Source organism: Dietzia psychralcaliphila, assembly GCF_003096095.1.
Taxonomy (GTDB): domain Bacteria; phylum Actinomycetota; class Actinomycetes; order Mycobacteriales; family Mycobacteriaceae; genus Dietzia; species Dietzia psychralcaliphila.
This window is the reverse complement of sequence record NZ_CP015453.1, coordinates 12661-32197: the sequence shown is the minus strand read 5'-3', so window position 1 is coordinate 32197 and position 19537 is coordinate 12661. Positions and strand designations below refer to the sequence as shown.

The window sequence follows — 19537 nt, the reverse complement described above, 5'->3', positions numbered from 1 at the left end:
GATCAGCCCCACCAGTGCGAGGACGTCATGCCCAAGTCAAAGGTCCGGTCGAAGACCGAGTACACAGACGCGGCCGTCAGCCGCACCCCCGTCAAGGTCAAGGGGACGCCCACGGCCCAGTGGTATCTGATCGTGATGTTCGGTCTCATGATCCTGGGTCTGGCGTGGTTGGTCACGTACTACATCGCCGGTGAGCGGATCCCGGTCATGCAGTCTCTCGAGACCTGGCAGAACTTCGCCATCGGCTTCGGTCTGGCCGTGGTCGGACTGCTCATGACCATGAACTGGCGGTAGCACACCGCCTCTGCCGGAACCCGGTTCCGCGCAATCCACAGCTTTGTCCACAGGTCACCCCCCGCAACACGCGGGGGGTGACCTGCATTTACTCATCGAATTGACATCGTTGCAGGTCAACGTGGTGTATCTGGCGAAGTGACCACTGTTACCTGCGGTGGCACCTGCCCACACAGGCTGTGGACAACTCCCTCCACACTGGGGATAAACCCTCCACGACGACGACGAGGACTACGCCGCAGGTCGGGGTCCTGTCCTTTCGAACGCGGATCGAACTCCAACGGTGTTATTCATCCACAGTGTGGATAACGCCTGTGGATAAGGGAGGATGACGGAATGAGAGAGGGAGCAGCATCTGCCAGCGGACACGACGCGGCATCGTGGAGCCCGGGGACCCTGTGGCCGGCGGCGCAGATCGCCCTGGGCGCCGGTGCCGTGGTGGTGGGACTCACCAACGGCGACCCGCTCGGTCTCATCCTCACCGGACTGCTGGCGCTGCTCCTCATCCCCGCGGGGGTGATGCAGTTGGTGCGGCGTCCCCGGATCGAGGTGGTGGACGGGCAACTGGCGATCAAGAAGCTCGGCGGGGTGGTGTTCGTACCGCCGGCGGAGGTAGTGGAGATTCGGGCGCTCGGGGTCGCGAGATGGGGCGTGCGCCAGCACCTCATGCGACTGGAGTACGTGGACGACCGCGGGCGGGAGCAGCTCGACGTGTTCACCCGGGGCGACCTGGGGGCCGATCCGCGTGAGGTGATGGAGACGCTGGTCGGGCTGGGGTTCGGGGGGTCTCGCGGCCCGGGCCCGGACGGATCAGGGTCTCGAGGGAACGGGTCCCGCGGGTAGCGCTTCAGCGGGCCGGGGTTCTGCGGGCAGGGGTTCAGCGGTCCGGATGCCGGCGGCCCGGGCCCTACCGGCTGAAGAGGAAGCCCAGCGACATGGTGTCGGCCGCATACCAGGCGGCCACGGCGACGAGCGCCACCACCAGCAGATAGGCGAGCCACGACACGGTCACCCGTCCGCCGCGGCCCACTCGCCTCGGCAGTCGACGGGGCAGCACCACGAGGACGAGCGCACCGAGTGCGCCCACCACGAGGCCACCCAGGTGAGCGGCCAGGGAGATGCCGGGGACCAGGAAACTCACGCCGATGTTCAACACCAGCAGGATCCCGATGCCCTTGACGTCCAGGCGCATCGACATGGCGACGATCGCGTAGGCGCCCATGAGGCCGAAGATGGCGCCGGACGCCCCGGCCGTGAGCGCGTTCTGGCCGTAGAACATCACGGCCACGGAACCACCGAGCGCCGAGACCAGGTACAGCGCGAAGAAGCGCGCGTGCCCGATGCTGCGCTCTATACCCAGGCCGAGGATCCACAGCATGTACATGTTGAGCAGCAGGTGCATCGGCCCGAAGTGCTGGAAGGCCGAGGTCATCAGACGCCACCACTCGTCCCGCGCCGCCACGAGCGGCGGGTAGAGAGCCGTGGCCTCGAACAGCGACGAGGCGTGGTTGCCGAGCATGCTCCGCGACTGGGCGACCGTGGCGGCGTAGACCGCGAGGTTGGCGGTGATGATCCACGCGGTCACCGGCTGGAGTCGGAAGAAGCGGGAGACGGCGCCGCCGCTGTGTGTCTGGGTGGTCATGGTTTCCGGGGTGTCACTGCTGCTCGAATGTCACTTTTGCTCGAATGCCACTGCTCTTCGATCGTCATGGATAGACCGACGGCGCGGGACCGGTGGTCCGGTGCCCGCGCCGTTGGTCAGGCCGTGTCGCCACGACCCCGGGGATCGAGTGTCAGGAGATCTCGATGGACTCGATCACGATGTCCTCGACCGGGCGGTCCATGGCGCCGGTCTTGGTGGTGGCGATGGTGTCGATGATCTTCTGCGAGTCCGCGTCGGCGACCTTCCCGAAGATGGTGTGCCGGTTGTTCAGGTGCGGCGTCGGGCCCACTGTGACGAAGAACTGCGAACCATTGGTCCCCGGGCCGGCGTTGGCCATGGCCAGCAGGTAGGGCTCGTTGAACTGGAGCTCGGGGTGGAACTCGTCCTTGAACTGGTACCCCGGGCCGCCGCGGCCGGTTCCCGTGGGGTCGCCGCCCTGGATCATGAACCCGGAGATGACGCGGTGGAAGATCGAGCCGTCGTAGAACGGGCCGGTCTTCTCGCCCTTGGCGTTGGCCTGGGAGTAGTCCTTCGAACCGTCGGCCAGGCCGACGAAGTTCGCGACCGTCTCCGGGGCGTGGTTGCCGAACAACTCGACGACGATGTCGCCCTTGTTCGTGTGGATGGTTGCCTTCTGCGTTGCGATGCTCACGACGACCATCCTGCCACGCGGTCCCGGTGGATGTCGGCGAGGTGGTGGTCGGTGTCCGAGGGCTGTGCCACCATCTACCCATGAGCACACGAAGCGATCGCGCCGCCGAGCGCAAGGCCATCAAGTCGGCGGAGAAGGACCTGAAGAAGGCCGGCACCGCCGCCCGCAAGGCATTCGACCTCAAGGACCCCCGCTTCCTGGGCGAGGCCGCCGTGGCCGCCACCCGTGGGCCCGCGGGCCTGGCCCTCTTCGGCGCGAGCCGCGGTATCCAGGTGCTGCGCGACCGCCGCGCGGAGCAGGCGGAGATCCTGGGCAATCTGGCCGCGGACGCCAAGCAGCACGCCGAGGCCCTACGGGAGCAGTCCTCCGTCCTCACCGCGCCCCAGGAGAAGCCCAAGGCGCGGCGCCGCCTCGCCCCCCTGTGGATCGTCGGACTCGCCGGCGGCGCGGCCGTCGCGGGTGCCGCCGCGTACTTCCTCCGCGACCAGGGCTCCTCCGCGCCCGCCGCGTCGACCCCGTCGACGACCCCGGCCTCCGCCACCACGTCCGCCCCCGCCACTTCGTCCGCCCCGGCCGCCGGTTCGACCACCGCCGGTGAATCCGAGACCGGTGAGGACCTCACCATCGACTCGCCCGATCCCGATGGCCCCGCCGACCAGTCGGACGGCACCACTCCCGCCGCCGGCAGCGCTGCGCCGGGCGCGGCCGCCGGTTCCGCGCCGCAGCCGTCGGACGACGATCCGGCCGACAAGCTCTGATCTGCACACGATGAGTGAGCGCGACTCTCCGGTGAGAGTCGTCGCCTCTCCCCTGGCCGGGTTGGGTCCGCTGGACGTCCACGCGCTGTACAAATTGCGCGTGGACGTCTTCGTCGCGGAGCAGGACTGCCCGTACGCGGAGATCGACGAGGTTGACGCCGACCCCGGGACCACGCATCTGTTGGCCTGGGCTCCGTCCACCGATACCGGTCCGGACGAGCTGGTGGCCACCCTGCGCGTGTTCGGTTCGGAGGTCCACGGGGGCGTCATGCACCTCGGCCGGGTGTGCACGGCCTCCGGATCGCGGGGGCGGGGGATCGCCGGCCGACTGATCCGTCACGGCCTCGAGATCTGCGGCGACACACCCGTCGAGATCGGTGCGCAGACCCATCTCGAGGCGTGGTACGAGCAGTTCGGGTTCGTCCGGTGCGGCCAGGACTACCTGGATGAACGGATCCCGCACCTACCCATGCGGCGCGACCTCCTAGGATGAGGTGTGGCTCACCCCTCCCCACATTTCTCGAGGACTCCACATGACGTCTGACGCTGCATCCGGCTCGCTGGTCACGGCCCCTCTGGTCAAAGCACTGCTGCCCGAGAGCGAGATGCCGACCCACTGGTACAACATCCAGGCCGACCTGCCCGAGCCGATGGCGCCGCACCTGCACCCCGGCACCAAGGAGCCGCTCGGCCCGGAGGACCTGGCGCCGCTGTTCCCGATGGCACTCATCGAGCAGGAGGTCACTCCCGAGCGGTACGTGGAGATCCCGGAGGAGGTCCGGGAGATCTACCGCCTCTGGCGGCCCTCACCCCTCATCCGGGCCCGCCGGCTGGAGAAGGCCCTCGGCACCTCGGCCAGGATCTTCTACAAGTACGAGGGCACCAGCCCGGTCGGCTCGCACAAGCCCAACACCGCCGTCGCACAGGCGTACTACAACGCCGCGGAGGGAATCACCAAGCTCACCACCGAGACCGGCGCCGGGCAGTGGGGCGCCTCGCTGGCGTTTGCCGGTCAGGCCTTCGGCATCGAGGTCGAGGTGTGGCAGGTCAAGGCATCCTTCGAGTCCAAGCCGTACCGCCGCATGCTCATGGAGACCTTCGGCGCGTCCGTGCACCCGAGTCCGTCCGACCTGACCGAGGCGGGGCGCTCATTCCTGGCCAAGGACCCCGACACCCCCGGTTCGCTGGGCATGGCCGTGTCGGAGGCCGTCGAGGTGGCGGCGGGCGATCCCGAGGCCCGCTACTCCCTCGGTTCCGTCCTCAACCACGTGTGCCTGCACCAGACGATCATCGGCGAAGAGGCCCTCAAGCAGCTCGAGATGTTCGGTGAGACCGCTCCCGACTTCGTCTTCGGCTGCGCCGGGGGCGGCTCCAACCTCGCCGGTCTGGCGTTCCCGTTCATCCGCGAGAACCTGACCGGTGCGCAGACGAAGATCGTCGCCGTCGAACCGACCGCCTGCCCGTCCATGACCGAGGGCGAATTCCGCTACGACCACGGTGACGTGGCCGGGCTCACCCCGCTCATGAAGATGTACACGCTGGGCCAGGACTTCGTTCCGGATCCCATCCACTCGGGTGGTCTGCGGTACCACGGGATGGCGCCCCTGGTCAGTCACGTCAAACACCTCGGGCTTCTCGACTCGATCGCCGTCGAGCAGAACGTCGCCTTTGCCGCGGGCGTGGAGTTCGCCAAGGCCGAGGGCATCGTGCCCGCGCCCGAGTCCACCCACGCACTCGCGGGAGCGTTCGACGAGGCACGCAAGCACACCGGCGAGGCGGGCACCGGTCCGTCCATCGTGATCGGCCTGTCCGGTCACGGGTTCCTCGATCTCCCGGCCTACGAGTCGTACGTCCGTGGCGAGCTGGGCTGACCGGAGCCGCAGAGCCTTTCGCCAGCAGAGCCCGCTCCGAGCAGAGCATTCTCCGAACAGAGCCCGCTCCGAGCAGAGCCCGCTACGAGCAGAGCCCGCTACGAGCAGAGTCACCTAAGAGCAGAGCCACCTACCATCTGAACCGAGCCCCCTCTCAACCTCAGGAGTCACCCATGGCCAACCCCATTGATTTCACGGACCGCGTCGCGATCATCACCGGCGCCGGCGGCGGCCTCGGCCGCGCCTACGCCCTCGCCCTGGCCGAGCGCGGCGCCAAGGTGGTCGTCAACGACCTCGGCGGCGACGTCCGAGGTAACGACGGCACGACGGGACCGTCATCACCCGCCCAGCGTGTCGTCGACGAGATCGTCGCCACCGGCGGCGAGGCCATGGTCGACGGCAACGACATCACCGACGAGGCCGCCGTCGACGCCCTGGTCTCCTCGGTCATCGACAAGTGGGGACGCATCGACATCCTCATGAACAACGCCGGCATCCTGCGCGACAAGTCGTTCGCCAAGATGGACAACGACGACTTCCGCAGGGTGCTCGAGGTCCACCTCATGGGCTCGGTCAACTGCACCAAGGCGGTCTGGCCCCACATGGCCGAGGCCGGGTACGGCCGCATCCTCATGACCACCTCGTCCTCGGGCATCTACGGCAACTTCGGCCAGGCCAACTACGCCGCCGCCAAGTCCGGGCTGGTCGGCCTGATGAACGTGCTGGCGATCGAGGGCGCCAAGAAGAACATCAAGGTCAACTCCATCGCCCCCACCGCCGCCACCCGCATGACCGAGGACCTGCTGCCGCAGCGGGTCCTGGACATCATGGGGCCGGAGACCATCGCCCCCGGTGCGCTGTTCATGGTCAGCGAGGACGCCCCCACCAAGACCATTCTCGGTGCCGGCGCCGGCGTCTTCGCCGTCTCCCAGATGGTGGAGAGCCGCGGGGTCTACCTCCCCGACAACGCCCGCACCCCCGAGGTCGTGGCCGAGCGGTGGAACGAGATCGCCGACGTCACCGACGCCAACCCGCTGGAGTCGGCCTTCGAGCAGACCTCCAAGTACGCCGCGCTCGCGGCCCGCGAACTGGGTCTCCACCTGGAGAGCTGAGCCGCGGGGCGCGTGCGCGGGGATACACTCCGCGTACGCGCCTGGCAGTCCGCCAGGGTCTTCTCACACCTGGACCGGCTTTGACCACGACACCGTCGGCGGAGAAGATCCGCACCTTCGCCCGTTCACTGCACCCGGTCGGCTCACTGCACCCGGTCGGCCTGGCCATGGCGCTCCTGTTCTTCGTCTGGTCCATGACGCCCTCGTTGCTGCCGCGCGTCTGGCTCCTGCAGGCGGTGGCGACCGGGATCAGTATCGCGACCGGGTACGGCCTGGGCTGCCTGATCGCGTGGGCCGTCCGGTCCTGCGGGATCTCCCCGGACCATTCCGCGCGCCTGCGCAGGATCGGATGGTGGACCCTGGCCGGTGCGGCCGCCGTGATCGTCCCGACGTTCCTGGTCCTGGGTTCGTGGTGGCAGCAGATCACCCGCGACCTGGCCGGCGTCGACCGCATCGACCGCGCCAACTACCTGCTGGTGCTGGTGCTGGCGCTCCTGGTGGCGGTGGTCATCCTCGCCGCGGCCAGGGGGATCCGGCGTGGCACCGCGGCACTGACCCGGATCGCCGCACCCCACGTCCCGGCCCCGCTCGCCCGGGTCGTGGCGTTGATGCTGGTGGTCCTGATCGCGGTGGTCTCGATCAACGGGATCGCCTATCGCGCGGTGATCGGACTCGCCGACAGGACCGCCTCCGCCGCGGACCACGGCACCGCCGTGGGCGTGGAACAACCGGTGGCTCCCGAGAGGTCGGGCTCCCCGGCGTCCGCACAGGAATGGGAGAGTCTCGGCAGGGAAGGTCGGACCTTCGTCGCGGGCGGACCGTCGGCGCGTCAGATCCAGGAGGTGACGGGGCGACCGGCACCCACCCCGATCCGCGTCTACGCCGGGCACGACGCGGCCGACACCGTCGAGGACGCCGCCGAGCTCGTCGTGGACGAGCTCCACCGCACCGGAGCCTTCGACAGATCCGTGCTGGCAGTCGCCACCACCACGGGGCGCGGCTGGGTCAACCCCCGGGTCGCCGGGGCCCTTGAGTACACCGCGGGCGGGGATTCCGCGATCGCGGCCATGCAGTACTCGTTCCTGCCCAGTCCCCTGGCGTTCGTGGCCGATCGCGAGTCCCCCCAGCAGGCCGGACGCGCCTTGTTCGAGGCGGTGGAGCGGGCCGTCGAGGCGTTGCCCGAGGGCGAGCGCCCCGCGCTCGTGGCGTTCGGTGAGAGCCTCGGCTCCTTCGGCGGCCAGAGCGCCTTCGGTGGCGCGCAGGACATGGTGGCCCGGACCGACGGCGCGCTCTGGGTGGGCACGCCCAACTTCTCCCCGCAGTGGTCGTACATCACCGCCCACCGCGATGCCGGGTCACCGGAACGACTGCCGGTGGTCGACGGTGGCGAGCACGTGCGCTTCGCCGCGGGCGGGCAGGACCTCGATCTCGACGGCGCGCCGTGGGCGACGCCGCGGATCGTCTACTGGCAGCACGCGTCCGACCCCATCACCTGGTGGTCGTTCGATCTCCTTCTGCAGCGGCCCGACTGGCTGCGCGAACCCCTGGGACCCGATCTGGACCCGGGAGTGCGCTGGACACCCTTCGTGACGTTCTGGCAGGTCACTCTGGACATGGTGTTCTCGGCGGACGTCCCCGCCGGCCACGGTCACACCTTCGGGCCGGACGCCGCGCAGATGTGGGCCCGCATCCTGGAACCCCCGGGCTGGACCGACGCCGACACCGACCGGGTCCACGCCGCGATCGCCGAGGAGCGCTACTGACGGGTGGGGACGCTCGTGACAGGTACCGCCGGACCGGTCGCTACTCCTGGTCGGCGAACTGCGTCTCGTAGAGCTCGGTGTAGCGCCCTCCCGCGGCCAGCAGCTCGGTGTGGGTTCCCGACTCCACCACGCTGCCGCCCTCCAGGACGAGGATGCGGTCGGCCGCGCGGACGGTCGACAGCCGGTGGGCGATCACCAGCGAGGTCCGGTGGGACATCGCCTCGGTCAGGGCCTCCTGGACCGCGGACTCGTTGGTGGAGTCCAGTGCGCTGGTGGCCTCGTCCAGCACCACCACGGACGGCTCCGCGATCAGGAGTCTCGCGATGGTCAGGCGCTGACGCTCGCCACCGGAGAGCCGGTATCCGCGGTCGCCGATGACGGTGTCCAGCCCGTCGGGCAGCGACCGGACCAGGTCCTCCAGCCGCGCCCGGCGCAGGGCGTCCCACACGAGCTCGTCGGAGACCTCGGGGCGAGCGAAGGACAGGTTGGCCCGGATCGTGTCGTGGAACAGGTGGCCGTCCTGGGTGACCATGCCCACCGTCCGGCGCAACGACGACGAGGTGACCTCACGCACGTCCAGACCGGCCACCCGCACCGCCCCGGAGTCCACGTCGTACAACCGCGGGAGCAGGGAGGCGATGGTCGACTTGCCGGCGCCGGACGACCCGACCAGCGCGATCATCTGTCCGGGGTCCGCCCGGAAACTCACCCCGTGGAGGACCTCCTGTCCGCCACGGGTGTCGAGTACGGCGACCTCCTCCAGCGAGGCCAGGGAGACCTTGTCCGCCGAGGGGTAGGAGAACCGGACGTCGTCGAACTCGATGGAGGCGGGACCCTCCGGGACGTCGACCGCGTCGGGGGCGTCCTTGAGCAGCGGATCCAGGTCCAGCACCTCGAAGACCCGCTCGAAGCTGACGATGGCGGTCACCACGTCCATCGGCGCGTTGGCCAGCGAGGTCAGCGGCCCGTAGAGGCGGGTGAGCAGCAGTGCGAGGGCGACGACCGAGCCGGCGTCCATCCCACCGGTGAGGGCGAACCAGCCACCGACGCCGTAGACCAGCGCCAGCGCCAGGGTGGAGACCAGGGTCAGCGAGTTCATGAACACGCTCATGAGCAGCGCGGTGCGGACCCCGATGCCCCGCACCCGTCCCGCACGGGAGGCGAACTCGGCGGATTCCGCGTCGGGGCGGCCGAAGAGCTTGACCAGCGTCGCGCCACCGGCGTTGAAGCGCTCGGTCATCTGGTCGTTCATCGAGGCGTTGAGGTCGGAGGCCTCGCGACGGAGCCTGGCGAGTCGCCTGCCCACGTAGCGGGCGGGAAAGAGGAACACCGGCAACAGCAGCACCGACATGAGGGTCAGCTGCCAGTTGATCCCGGCCATCACGATGAGGGTCAGGACGAGCTGGACGAGGTTGGACACGACCCCGGAGAGCGTGTCCGAGAACGCCCGCTGGGCGCCCATCACGTCGTTGTTGAGCCGACTCACCAGCGCACCGGTCCGGGTACGCATGAAGAACGCGACCGGCATGGTCTGGACGTGGTCGAACACCGACCGGCGCAGGTCCAGGATCAGACCCTCACCGATACGGGCCGACCAGAACCTGGTGACGACGTTGTTGATCGCCTCGACCACACCGATCACCGCGATGGCTGCGGCGAGCAGGAACACCACACGCACCGCGGCACCGTCCACGATCGCCGTGACCACCCGGCCGGCGAGCAGCGGGGTCACCACGGCGAGGGAGGCGCCGAACACGGAGAGGATCAGGAAGAAGACGATCAACCGGGTGTGCGGACGCGCGAACTGACCGATCCGGCGGAAGTTCTCACGGGTGAAGACGCTGCGGTCGAGCGTGATGTTGTTGTTCTCGGCCCGCATCAAGGTGCGCATGGCGGCCTGCTGCATCGTCACGTCCGCCGCTCCTCCCGCGTCGGAGAGAGGATCCGACGACCTGTCGGTACAACTGCGCGAACGGCCCCCTTATTCCGCGCTTGTTCCTCGCCGGCCTCAGGACCGGAAGACCTCGTCGTCGTCATCCCTGGACAAAGAACGGCCCCATGTCTAGACATGAGCCCGGAATTTGTCTAATCTTGACACCAGGCAGTGGCGTATGCCACATCTACGTTGATTTTCGGAGGTCGTTGACGATGTCCAGCACCGAGTACATCCGCCCCGCGGGCGGGGTCGAGGGGCCCTCCGGGGACCTCACGAAGGATCCAGTCGGACAGGGCGCCACCCCCGCGGTGGGCGACACCACCGACGAGGTGGTCGAGCCGTTCGCCTGGACCGACGCCAAGCGGTACCTGTGGCTGCTCGGACTCATCCCCGCGATGGGTCTGTTCCTGTCGATGCCGTTCGTCGCCGGCTTCAACGCGCTCGGCTGGGGCCCCGCCGCCACCGCCGCGTGGTTCCTCCTCCCCGTCCTGGTCTACGTCGCGATCCCGCTCGGCGACCTCGCAGTGGGCGCCGACGGTCAGAACCCGCCGGACGAGGTGATGGACCGGCTCGAGGCCGACCCGTTCTACCGGTGGTGCACCTACCTGTACATCCCCTTCCAGTACGCGTCCCTCATCGCGGCCGCCTACCTGTGGTCGGCCGACGACCTGTCGTGGCTGGGCTACGACGGGGGTCTCGGGATCGCCGCCTCGATCGGCGTCGCCTGGACCGTCGCGATCACCGGCGGGATCGGGATCAACACCGCCCACGAGCTCGGGCACAAGATCGCCGGCAGCGAGAAGTGGCTGTCCAAGGTCGCCCTGGCCACCACCGGCTACGGACACTTCTTCATCGAGCACAACCGCGGTCACCACGCCCGCGTGGCGACCCCGGAGGACCCGGCCAGCTCGCGGTTCGGCGAATCGTTCTGGGCCTTCCTCCCGCGCAGTGTGTTCGGTTCGCTGAAGTCGGCCTGGCACCTGGAGTCCGAGCGGCTCGGGCGTCTGGGCAAGAGTCCGTGGAGCCTCCGCAACGACAACCTCAACGCCTGGCTCATGACGGTCGTGCTGTTCGGCGGGCTCATCGCGGTGTTCGGCTGGGAGATCGCGCCGTGGCTGATCGTCCAGGCGGTCTTCGGCTTCTCGCTGCTGGAGGTCGTCAACTACCTCGAGCACTACGGACTGAAGCGGCAGAAGACCTCCGCCGGCCGCTACCAGCGCTGCCGGCCGGAGCACTCGTGGAACTCCGACCACCTGGTGACCAACATCTTCCTGTACCACCTGCAGCGTCACTCGGATCACCACGCCAACCCGATGCGCCGCTACCAGGTCCTGCGCAGTTTCGAGCAGGCCCCGCAGCTGCCCTCGGGTTACGCCACGATGATGGTCCTGGCGTACGTGCCGCCGCTGTGGCGCAAGGTCATGGACAAGCGAGTCCTGGCCCACTACGACGGTGACATCACCCGCGCCAACATCCAGCCGTCCAAGCGGGAGAAGGTTCTCGCCCGGTACGGGGTCGATGCGACCACGGCCGGATCCACCGCGGTGGCCGAGAAGGTGGTCGTGGACACCGACATCGCCGCCGACCAGACCTCCCCGACCGGCGAGTACGTGTGCCCCAACTGCGGGCACCACTACACGGAGACCGCCGGCGAGCCGCGCGAGGGCTTCCCGCCCGGGACCCCGTGGTCGGCGATCCCCACCACCTGGCGGTGCTCGGACTGCGGCGTCCGCGACAAGGTCGACTTCCTGCCCGTGAAGTAGCCCTCCACCGCCCGGTTCCGGAGATCAGGAACAATAGACCTCATGCCGCGCCGCCCCTCCACCAGTGACCGACGCTCCTCCGGGGATTCCCAGGGGGAGCGTTGGTCGCCTCGCCTCACCGTCTTCGACGCGATGCACCAACTGCTGGAGTCGCAGGACTGGTCAGCCGTGACCATGTCCGACGTGGCCAAGGCGGCCGGGCTCAGTCGGCAGACGCTCTACAGCACGTTCGGCAACCGGCAGGGGCTGGCGCAGGCGTACGCGCTCCAACTGGCCGAGACCTTCGCCGGCGAGATCCGGGACTCCATCATCCGGCATCCCGGGCAGATCGAGCTGGCACTGAGCGAGGGGATCGACGGTTTCCTGCAGTCCAGTAGCCGCGACCCGCTCATCCGCGCGCTGGTCACCGGCGACATCAAGCCCGACCTGCTGCGGCTGATCACCACCGAGGCGGGACCGCTCATCGAGCGTGCCACCGAGGTTCTCGTGCCGGCCCTCTCGGAGAGCTGGATGCGGATCGAGGAGACCCAGGCCCGGTTGGCCGCCTCGATCATCGCCCGGATCGGCATCAGCTTCATCTCGCTGCCGCCCGAGGACCCGGAGCAACTGGCCTCGGGCCTGACCGAGGTGATCGCCCCCTACCTGCAGAAGGTCGTGCAGATCGACCTCCAACACTGAGGGGGGTCGCACTGAGGCGGCGACGCCCGGTCAGGCCCCGTCCCCGACCGTCGACCGCTGATCCGGGCGACCCGGGATCGCGACGCTCGCCTCCAGGAAGAGCCCGCGTGCCTCCACACACAGCCGATCCCCCGCGTGGATGGTCGCGTTGGTCCAGGTCTTGCGCCCGTCCACCTCGTCCACCCAGGAGCGGAAGGTCAGCGGCCGGAGCAGCGGGGTCGGTGAACGGTAGTCGATCTCGTAGTGGGCGGTCATGCCGTAGCGGCCCCCCCAGTGGTTCGCGAAACCCATCATGTGGTCGATGATCAGCGCGCTGATCCCCCCGTGGACGCACCCGGGGGGCCCCTGATAGGCCAGTCCGAGGGTGACCTCCGCCGTCACCGACCCGTCGTCGCAGCCGTGGAACCGGACCGGCGGGGCGATCGGGTTCTCCGGCCCACCCACCGGGTTGGCCCGGCGGGACCCGGCGCCCGTCCACATTGCCTCCAGCCGCCTGGCCGGTTCGGGCACGCGCGGCTCGAGGAGGTCCGCGACCTCGGCCAACCGGTCCGCGATGTCCCCCAGCTCGACGTCCGAGTGTGCGAGCCCGGCGATCGCCTCGCGCAACCTGCGCAACTCCGCCACCGAGCGGTCCAGGGCGGGATCCGGCGTGGGCAGGTCCGGGACCGGAACGGGATCGAAGGTGTCCCCGACGCGTTCCCTCATGCTGCTCAGTTGGAAATCGTCGACGCCCTCGATCTTCGGGAGCGGACCTCGGCCGATTTCGGGTCTATCACTGTCGTTAGCCATACTCTGAAGACTATGTCGACACCCGTCAATCCGAAGCAGTTCGATGCCGCCACCTATGGCCCGTGGGCCCTCGTCGTGGGAGGAAGCGAGGGGGTGGGCTCCGAGATCGCCCTCCGCCTGGCCGACGCCGGCATCTCATCCGTCCTGGTCGCCCGCAGGAGCGGCCCACTCGAGGAGACGGCCGACGCGGTCCGCGCCCGGGGCGTGGAGTGCCGCGTGCTCTCCGTGGACCTCACCGAGCGGGGAGCGGCCGACGGCATCGCCGCTGCCTGCGACGGCCTGGACGTGGGGCTGGTCATCCTGAACGCCGGAGCCAACACCTACGGCGCGGAGTTCGCCGAGTCGGACATGGACAGGGTCCAGCAGGTGATCGACCTCAACATCACCTCGCCACTGGAGGTCATCCGGCACTTCGCTCCCGCCCTCAAGGCCCGCGGTCGGGGCGGCATCGTGGTCATGGGGTCGATGGCCGGCTACCTCGGTCACGCCGACATGAGCATCTACTCGGCGGCCAAGGCCTTCAGCCGCGTCTTCGTGGAGGGCCTCTGGCTGGAGATGCGCGAACACGGCGTGGATGTGGTCGAGGTGATCCTCGGCGTCACCCGCACCCCCGCCATGATCCGCGCAGGACTGGACATGGACATCCCGGGCATGACCGTGAGCGAACCCGCGGACGTCGCGACCGAGGTACTCGACTCCCTCCACCGGGGACCGGTGCACGTGGTCGGCGGGGAGCAGAACGCCAAGCAGGTGGAGTGGTCGTCGGGAGTCGACCGCGGCCGGATCGTGGCCGGCGCGGCCAAGCGGATGAAGGCCCTCCGCGGCGACGCCTGAGCGCCCTCCACCGCCTCGCCACCCGCCCCCCGTCCCGGGGGGCGGTCTGAGAAGCGGATTCGGGAGACGTCAGCCCTCGATGGGCCGGTCCCGCTGCGCCTCGGAGATCCCCCTGGGTTCGATGAACAGGGCCTCGGCGCGCGCACACAGCGTCTCGCCGCTGTACACGGTGGCGCTGGCCCAGATCTTGCGGCCCTCGACCCGGTCCTGCCGCGCCTCGAATCGCAGCGGGGCGTACAACGGCGTCGGCGACCTGTAGATCACCCGCAGGTCCGCGGTCATCCCCACGCTCTTGGCGGCGGCGTTGGCCAGGCCCAGCATCTCGTCGAAGACCAGCGCCACGATCCCACCGTGCACGCACCCGGGAGGGCCCTGGTACTCGATGCCCAGCCGCAGATCCGCCCGCACGGTGGCGTCGGGCAACACCACCGGCTCGAGCGGCGGGGAGACCGGGTTGCGGCTGCCGATCGCGGGGTTGGAGGCGAGATGCTCCGGAACGCCCCAGGTCGCGTAGTCCGACGGTCGCACCATGGTGCCCACGGCCTCGAGGTGGTCGGCGAGCTCACAGACGGTGGTGACGGCGTCATGGACGTCGTCGAAGCGCGAACCGGCCACGAGGCCCCGCACCCGGCGCAGTTCACGGGCCAGCTCGGTGGAGCCGGAGGCGTCGTCGTCCTGGCGCAGGAACGGGGTCCCCTCCTCGGCGGCCGAGGCGGGGTCGGTCGTTCCGAAGGGGCGGTCGTCGGTGGCGGAGGCATCGGTGGTCACGAAAACCGAATCTACTCCGCGTTCACCCGGATACCGCCGATCACCCTCCCGCCAGGCGGCGCCGGTTCTCGAGGAGCAGTCCGCCGGGCTCGACGAACATGCCCTCCGCCGTCGCGCACAGCCGATCTCCGGCATGGATGGCCCCCTGCGCCCAGATCTTGCGCCCCTCCACCCTCACCTGGCGGCCGGTCACCACGATCGGCTCGAGGACCGGGGTGGGGCTGCGATAGTCGACGTCCAGGTAGACGGTCATCCCGGTGGCACCGGCGTGGAAGTTCGCCCGGCCCAGCACCACGTCGAACAGCAGGGCGACCATCCCGCCGTGCACGCACGCGGGCGGGCCCTGATACTCCAGACCCAGGGTCACCTCGCCCCGGAGCGTCCCGTCGTCCAGGATGTCGAACGCGATCGGCGGGGCGAGGACGTTGGAGCGACCGACCACCGGGCAGTTGGTGACGTAGTCACCCGTCGACCACGTGACCGCCTGCCTGCGTTCCGTGCTCGCCGACGCGGCCTCCAGCCGGTCGGCCACCTCGCGCAACTGTGCGGTCAGCGGGTCGAGGTCCGTGTCGAACAACCCTCCGGTGGTCAGTGCGCGGATACGACGCACCTGATCCACCAGGGCGAAGAGGCCGGCCTCGTCGTCGTCGACCCTGTCGATCCGGCCCCCGCCACCTCGTGACGGGTCCAATGGACCCGTCTCCACCACGGGTCGTGCCCGCCGCGGGACAGCCACCTGCCCTGCAGCCCCGCCGGTCGGATGATCGGTCACTACCCGGTCCCCTGCGCCGCCCCGCGCCCGGCGCGGCGGCCGAAGAACGACCCGTCGCCCAGGGACGTACCGGAGATGTAGCCCTCGCCGTGCAGACCGTGGGTGCAGCGGCCGGCGGCGAACAGGCCGGGGATCGCCTCACCCGCGCGGTCGAGCACCCTCGACTGCAGGTCCGTGTGCAGCCCACCGAGGGTGAAGCCCTGCGCCTTGAGGGGGAGCCCGTTGAAGGTGTCCGGACCGCCCGCCCCGGTGGGGTACGCGCCGAACGGCGGCTCGAGCGGACGGACCCAGCGTGCGCTCTTGCCGAACTGCGGGTCCTCGCCGTTCCGGGCACCGGCGTTGTAGCGGCGGAGAGTGTCGGCGAGGGCGTCGCCCGGCAGCCCGCAGTCCGCGGCGAGCTCCTCGATGGTCTCCGCGGCGTGCATGGGCTGCATCCCCCACAGCTCGCTCTCCGGGACGTCCTCGATGCCCTTCTCGTCGATGATGACCCACACCGGCGGCCGGCGGTGGTGCACCGCGGCATGGCAGTACAGGCCCGGATAGACCTCCTCGTTGATGAAGCGCTGGCCGTCGCCGTCCACCAACATCGCGCCCACTGCCAGGCGCGGGATGATGAGCATCGCCGTCTCGGTCTGGTGCATGCGGCGCACGGCGGCGCCGATGTCCATGCCCATCTCGATCCCGGAACCGTCGTCGCGACCGTCGGAGACCTTGTCCTTACCCACCTGCTGCGGGGCCCACTGCTCGAGCATGCGGTCGTTGTCCACGAACCCGCCGGTCGCCAGGACGACCCCGCCGGTCGCCAGGTACTCGCGCTCCTCGCCGAACTCAGTGGCCCGCACGCCCGCCACCCGGCCCTCGGAGACGATCAGCGATCGAGCCTTGACGTCGCAGTGCAGCGTCACTCCGGCCTTCTGCGCGGTGGCCACCAGGGCGTCCATCAGCAGATTGCCGGCGAAGTTCGGGGCGGGCGGGCGATGGCCGCGGGCGGCCGGTCGTGCGATCGAGGCGTAGGGCTGGGCCCGCTCACCCATCCACATCAGTCCCGAGTCGTCACCCGGCATCCACGTGGGGGTGTCCCACAGCTTGTGGTGGAACTCGGCGCCGTGGGCCACCAGCCAGTCGTGATGATCCACGGCACCCGCGCAGTAGTCGGCGATCTTGGCCTCGTCCGCGTTCGGGCCCAGTGCGGCCGTGAGGAAGGCACGCATGTCCTCCTCGGTGTCCTCCACCCCGAGCGCCTGCTGCGTGGCGGTGCCCCCACCCAGGTAGACCTCGCCCCCCGACTGCGCCGACGAGCCCCCCGGTCCGGAGGCGCCCTCCAGGACGAGGACCGACGCCCCGGCCTCGGCCGCCTCGATCGCCGCGCACGCCCCCGCGATGCCCATGCCGATCACCACCACGTCTGCGGTGTGTAGCGATGGACGAGTGTCTGGCCTGGTGTCCGTCATGGCCAAAACTATAACGTGTTCATCTCATGAGAAGGCGCATTAGTGTAAGGCTCATGACTTCCCCTCCCGCCGTCCCCCGCCTTGACGCCCTCGAAGCCCGCCTCGCGTCGGCCGAGACCCGGATCACCGACACCCACGCCCGCCTCGACGCCGCCCAGGACGAGCTGGCCGTCCTGAGGATCGTGGCCGCCTACTCCCCCAGAGTCGACTCCGGTGACGCCGAGGGGGTCGCCGAGCTCTGGACCGCTGACGGGGTCTACGACGTGGACACCGGGGTGCTCGAGGGCCACGAGGGCCTGGCGGGGATGGTGCGCGGTCACGCCCACCAGGGACTCATCGCCCACGGGTGCGGTCACGTCCCCGGCCTGCCGGTGGTCCTGCTCGACGGCGACAGGGCAGTGGCCACGGGCTACACCCAACTGGTGGTCCGTTCCTCACGCCCCGGGCGCTACACCGTGATGCGCGTGACGGCGAACCGATGGGAACTCCAGCGCCTCGGTCCGGTGGACGCGCCCGACCGCGGCTGGCGGGTGGTCCTGCGGACCGCCCGGGCGGTCACCGACGACGGTGAGGGCCGAGGCCTGCTCGGCAGGTCCCGCGAGGGGTAGCGTGACGCACATGATCCGCCGACACCCCGCGGGCCCCGACCCGACCATTCGCGCGGGACGGCTCGCCCTGCTCACCACGTGCGCAGCCCAGCTCGGTTTCCAGTCAATGGTCACCTCGGTCGTCTATCCGACTCTGTTCGAGGGGCCAACGCTAGGGATCGGCGAACGCCAGGCCGAACACGCCCGCCGGATCGCCCCGGTGGCCCTGACCCTGTACGCCTCGGGGCTGGGTGCGGCCGCCTGGGCCGCCTACGGGTCGGTGCGGTCGACCGATCGGGGCGGCCTGACCGCCACCGTCGTCGCGTGCCTCACCACCGTCGCGGTCCCCGCCCTCACCGCCGGGGTGGTACCGCTCCACATGGGGATCGCCCAGGAGAAGGTCACACGGCCCCGCATCCAGGCGCTGCTGGCCTCGGACCGGATCCGCACCGGCCTGGCCGCGGTCGGCGTGGCGGCCGCCGCCCAGTCCTTGAGCACGATCAGTCACTGAGTTCGACCAGTCAGTAAGCACGACCAGTCAGTGAACACGAACAGTCACTAGCCGCGCCGGGCCTGACGGGCCACCACGACGAGAGCGCCCACCGCGATCACCGAGACCACCAGAGACATCAGGTGGAAGGCCGTGGTCAGGCCGATGACCTCGGACAGGAGCGCCGCCACCACCGCGGGGACCCCCAGCGACAGGTAGGCCACCACGAACAGGGCCGAGAAGACTTCTCCCCGGGCACTGTCTGGGGCGTTCTGCGCCACCAGCGACGTGCCCATGAGGAACAGCAGGCCCATTCCCACGCCCGTGACCGCCGAGGCCACCACGAAGCCGGGAACCGACGCGGCCTCGAGCGCCAGTGAGGCCGAGGCCAACCCCACCACGAGCGTCGCGCCGCCGATCGCGACGCCCCTGCGCCACTGTTCCTGACCCGCGCGCAGGTTCCACGCCAACTGGGCCAGCGCGGCGGCGGCCTGAAGGGAGGCGACCACCAGGCCCGTCACCAGGTAGTCCGACCGGCCCACGAGGTCCTTGGCGATCGCCCCGCCCAGACCGAGGAAGACCCCGCCCACGGACCACGAGGCGATCACGCACACCGCGGCCAGGGCGAAGGCGGGCCCGGCGCCGGCGGGCACCGCGATCCGTTGGACCCGCACGGCGTCCCGGAGCGTCTCCGGACCGGTGCCCGACGTCTCGGGCACGAGGAAGACCACCCCGACGAGCAGGGCGGCCAGGGCGACGCCCATCACCACGTACGGGTGGACGAGGGGTGACGACGACACGGTGGCCACCACGCCCGCCAGGAGCACTCCGGCTGCGATTCCGAAGTTGGTGGTGGAGCTACTGGTGAGGGCGCCGACCCGCGCGTTCCGGGTGGGATGCAACTCGATGATCGCCGCGGCCGCCGAGCCGGTGACCAGGCCGACGCCCAGCCCCTGCACCACCCGCGCGGCGATCAGCCAGGCCACCGAGGGCGCCGCGGCCAGCGAGATCATGCTCAACACCAGCAGCACCAGTCCGGTGATCACCACCGGCCGGCGGCCGATGGCGTCGGAGAGCCGACCCAACAGCAGCAGTGGGACCAGGACCGCCAGCGCGTAGACCGCGTAGACGACCGTGATCATGGTGCCGCTGGTCGCCCACGCCTCCTGGTAGTCGACGTACAGGGGCGACGGCGTCGCGCTCGACATCAGTGCCGACATCACCACGAGCGCCATCAGGACGAACGGTGTCCACGAGCGGGGTGTGCTGTCCACGAGAGGTTTCCTGAGGTCGGTTCCGCCTGCGCCCGATACCCACCGGGGAACGCATCAGAACAGAGTGAGGGGAGGGAGAAGA

20 protein-coding genes are annotated in these 19537 nt (G+C 69.7%); 12 read left to right on the top strand and 8 right to left on the bottom strand.

Translation table 11 applies throughout. The features are described from left to right. Positions 1 to 27: 27 nt before the first annotated feature. Positions 28 to 294, top strand: a complete 267-nt coding sequence (crgA, locus tag A6048_RS00155; protein WP_107747193.1) for a cell division protein CrgA — start codon at positions 28 to 30, stop codon at positions 292 to 294. 336 nt (positions 295 to 630) lie between these two features. After that, positions 631 to 1137 carry a hypothetical protein gene (locus tag A6048_RS00150; protein ID WP_107747192.1) on the top strand — a complete coding sequence of 169 codons (507 nt, stop codon included), beginning with the start codon at positions 631 to 633 and terminating at the stop codon, positions 1135 to 1137. Between the two features lie 64 nt (positions 1138 to 1201). On the opposite strand, the gene A6048_RS00145 is transcribed toward A6048_RS00150, so the two are convergent. Together A6048_RS00145 and A6048_RS00140 are read right to left on the bottom strand one after the other, a co-directional pair. Next, positions 1202 to 1936 (bottom strand): rhomboid family intramembrane serine protease, encoded by a 735-nt coding sequence (locus A6048_RS00145; protein ID WP_107747191.1) that lies wholly within the window; start codon positions 1934 to 1936, stop codon positions 1202 to 1204. Positions 1937 to 2087: 151 nt separating this feature from the next. Beyond that, positions 2088 to 2618 carry a peptidylprolyl isomerase gene (locus A6048_RS00140; RefSeq protein WP_162845680.1) on the bottom strand — a complete coding sequence of 177 codons (531 nt, stop codon included), beginning with the start codon at positions 2616 to 2618 and terminating at the stop codon, positions 2088 to 2090. A 71-nt stretch (positions 2619 to 2689) separates the two neighbouring features. On the opposite strand from A6048_RS00140, the gene A6048_RS18140 reads away from it, so the two are divergent. From A6048_RS18140 to A6048_RS00110, 5 genes are all read left to right on the top strand, one after another. Next, positions 2690 to 3367, top strand: coding sequence for a hypothetical protein (locus A6048_RS18140; protein WP_162533915.1), 678 nt, complete (start codon positions 2690 to 2692; stop codon positions 3365 to 3367). Positions 3368 to 3377: 10 nt separating this feature from the next. Further along, positions 3378 to 3860 carry a GNAT family N-acetyltransferase gene (locus A6048_RS00125; RefSeq protein WP_107747189.1) on the top strand — a complete coding sequence of 161 codons (483 nt, stop codon included), beginning with the start codon at positions 3378 to 3380 and terminating at the stop codon, positions 3858 to 3860. Positions 3861 to 3900: 40 nt separating this feature from the next. Next, a complete protein-coding gene (locus tag A6048_RS00120; protein WP_107747188.1) occupies positions 3901 to 5238 on the top strand; it encodes a TrpB-like pyridoxal phosphate-dependent enzyme in 1338 nt (445 codons plus the stop codon). 173 nt (positions 5239 to 5411) lie between these two features. Then, complete coding sequence (locus tag A6048_RS00115) at positions 5412 to 6350, top strand: SDR family NAD(P)-dependent oxidoreductase (RefSeq protein WP_107747187.1); 939 nt, start codon at positions 5412 to 5414, stop codon at positions 6348 to 6350. Positions 6351 to 6517: 167 nt separating this feature from the next. Next, complete coding sequence (locus A6048_RS00110; protein WP_200837339.1) at positions 6518 to 8113, top strand: alpha/beta hydrolase; 1596 nt, start codon at positions 6518 to 6520, stop codon at positions 8111 to 8113. A gap of 40 nt (positions 8114 to 8153) precedes the next feature. Here the strand turns inward: A6048_RS00110 and A6048_RS00105 are convergent, their stop codons facing one another. Next, positions 8154 to 10019, bottom strand: a complete 1866-nt coding sequence (locus A6048_RS00105; protein ID WP_107747285.1) for an ABC transporter ATP-binding protein — start codon at positions 10017 to 10019, stop codon at positions 8154 to 8156. Between the two features lie 242 nt (positions 10020 to 10261). On the opposite strand from A6048_RS00105, the gene A6048_RS00100 reads away from it, so the two are divergent. Then, a complete protein-coding gene (locus A6048_RS00100) occupies positions 10262 to 11812 on the top strand; it encodes a fatty acid desaturase (RefSeq protein WP_235027421.1) in 1551 nt (516 codons plus the stop codon). Between the two features lie 42 nt (positions 11813 to 11854). Further along, a complete protein-coding gene (locus tag A6048_RS00095) occupies positions 11855 to 12490 on the top strand; it encodes a TetR/AcrR family transcriptional regulator (RefSeq protein WP_235027422.1) in 636 nt (211 codons plus the stop codon). A gap of 30 nt (positions 12491 to 12520) precedes the next feature. Here the strand turns inward: A6048_RS00095 and A6048_RS00090 are convergent, their stop codons facing one another. Next, entirely contained in the window at positions 12521 to 13279 is a 759-nt protein-coding gene (locus A6048_RS00090; protein ID WP_107747185.1) for a PaaI family thioesterase, read from the bottom strand. 12 nt (positions 13280 to 13291) lie between these two features. Between A6048_RS00090 and A6048_RS00085 the strand changes: the two genes are divergently transcribed. Beyond that, positions 13292 to 14113, top strand: a complete 822-nt coding sequence (locus A6048_RS00085; protein WP_107747184.1) for an SDR family NAD(P)-dependent oxidoreductase — start codon at positions 13292 to 13294, stop codon at positions 14111 to 14113. Positions 14114 to 14182: 69 nt separating this feature from the next. Here the strand turns inward: A6048_RS00085 and A6048_RS00080 are convergent, their stop codons facing one another. From A6048_RS00080 to A6048_RS00070, 3 genes are all read right to left on the bottom strand, one after another. Further along, positions 14183 to 14881, bottom strand: a complete 699-nt coding sequence (locus tag A6048_RS00080) for a PaaI family thioesterase (RefSeq protein WP_107747183.1) — start codon at positions 14879 to 14881, stop codon at positions 14183 to 14185. Positions 14882 to 14921: 40 nt separating this feature from the next. Further along, complete coding sequence (locus A6048_RS00075) at positions 14922 to 15572, bottom strand: PaaI family thioesterase (RefSeq protein ID WP_235027423.1); 651 nt, start codon at positions 15570 to 15572, stop codon at positions 14922 to 14924. A gap of 80 nt (positions 15573 to 15652) precedes the next feature. After that, positions 15653 to 17104 carry an FAD-dependent oxidoreductase gene (locus tag A6048_RS00070; protein ID WP_107747181.1) on the bottom strand — a complete coding sequence of 484 codons (1452 nt, stop codon included), beginning with the start codon at positions 17102 to 17104 and terminating at the stop codon, positions 15653 to 15655. Positions 17105 to 17157: 53 nt separating this feature from the next. Here A6048_RS00070 and A6048_RS00065 point away from each other — a divergent pair, with 53 nt between their 5' ends. Then, a complete protein-coding gene (locus tag A6048_RS00065; RefSeq protein WP_107747180.1) occupies positions 17158 to 17712 on the top strand; it encodes a nuclear transport factor 2 family protein in 555 nt (184 codons plus the stop codon). Between the two features lie 10 nt (positions 17713 to 17722). Then, entirely contained in the window at positions 17723 to 18202 is a 480-nt protein-coding gene (locus A6048_RS00060) for a hypothetical protein (protein ID WP_107747283.1), read from the top strand. Between the two features lie 47 nt (positions 18203 to 18249). Here A6048_RS00060 and A6048_RS00055 read toward each other — a convergent pair whose 3' ends face one another. Next, on the bottom strand, positions 18250 to 19455 hold the full coding sequence (locus A6048_RS00055; RefSeq protein ID WP_107747179.1) for an MFS transporter: 1206 nt from the start codon (positions 19453 to 19455) through the stop codon (positions 18250 to 18252). Between the last annotated feature and the right edge of the window lie 82 nt (positions 19456 to 19537).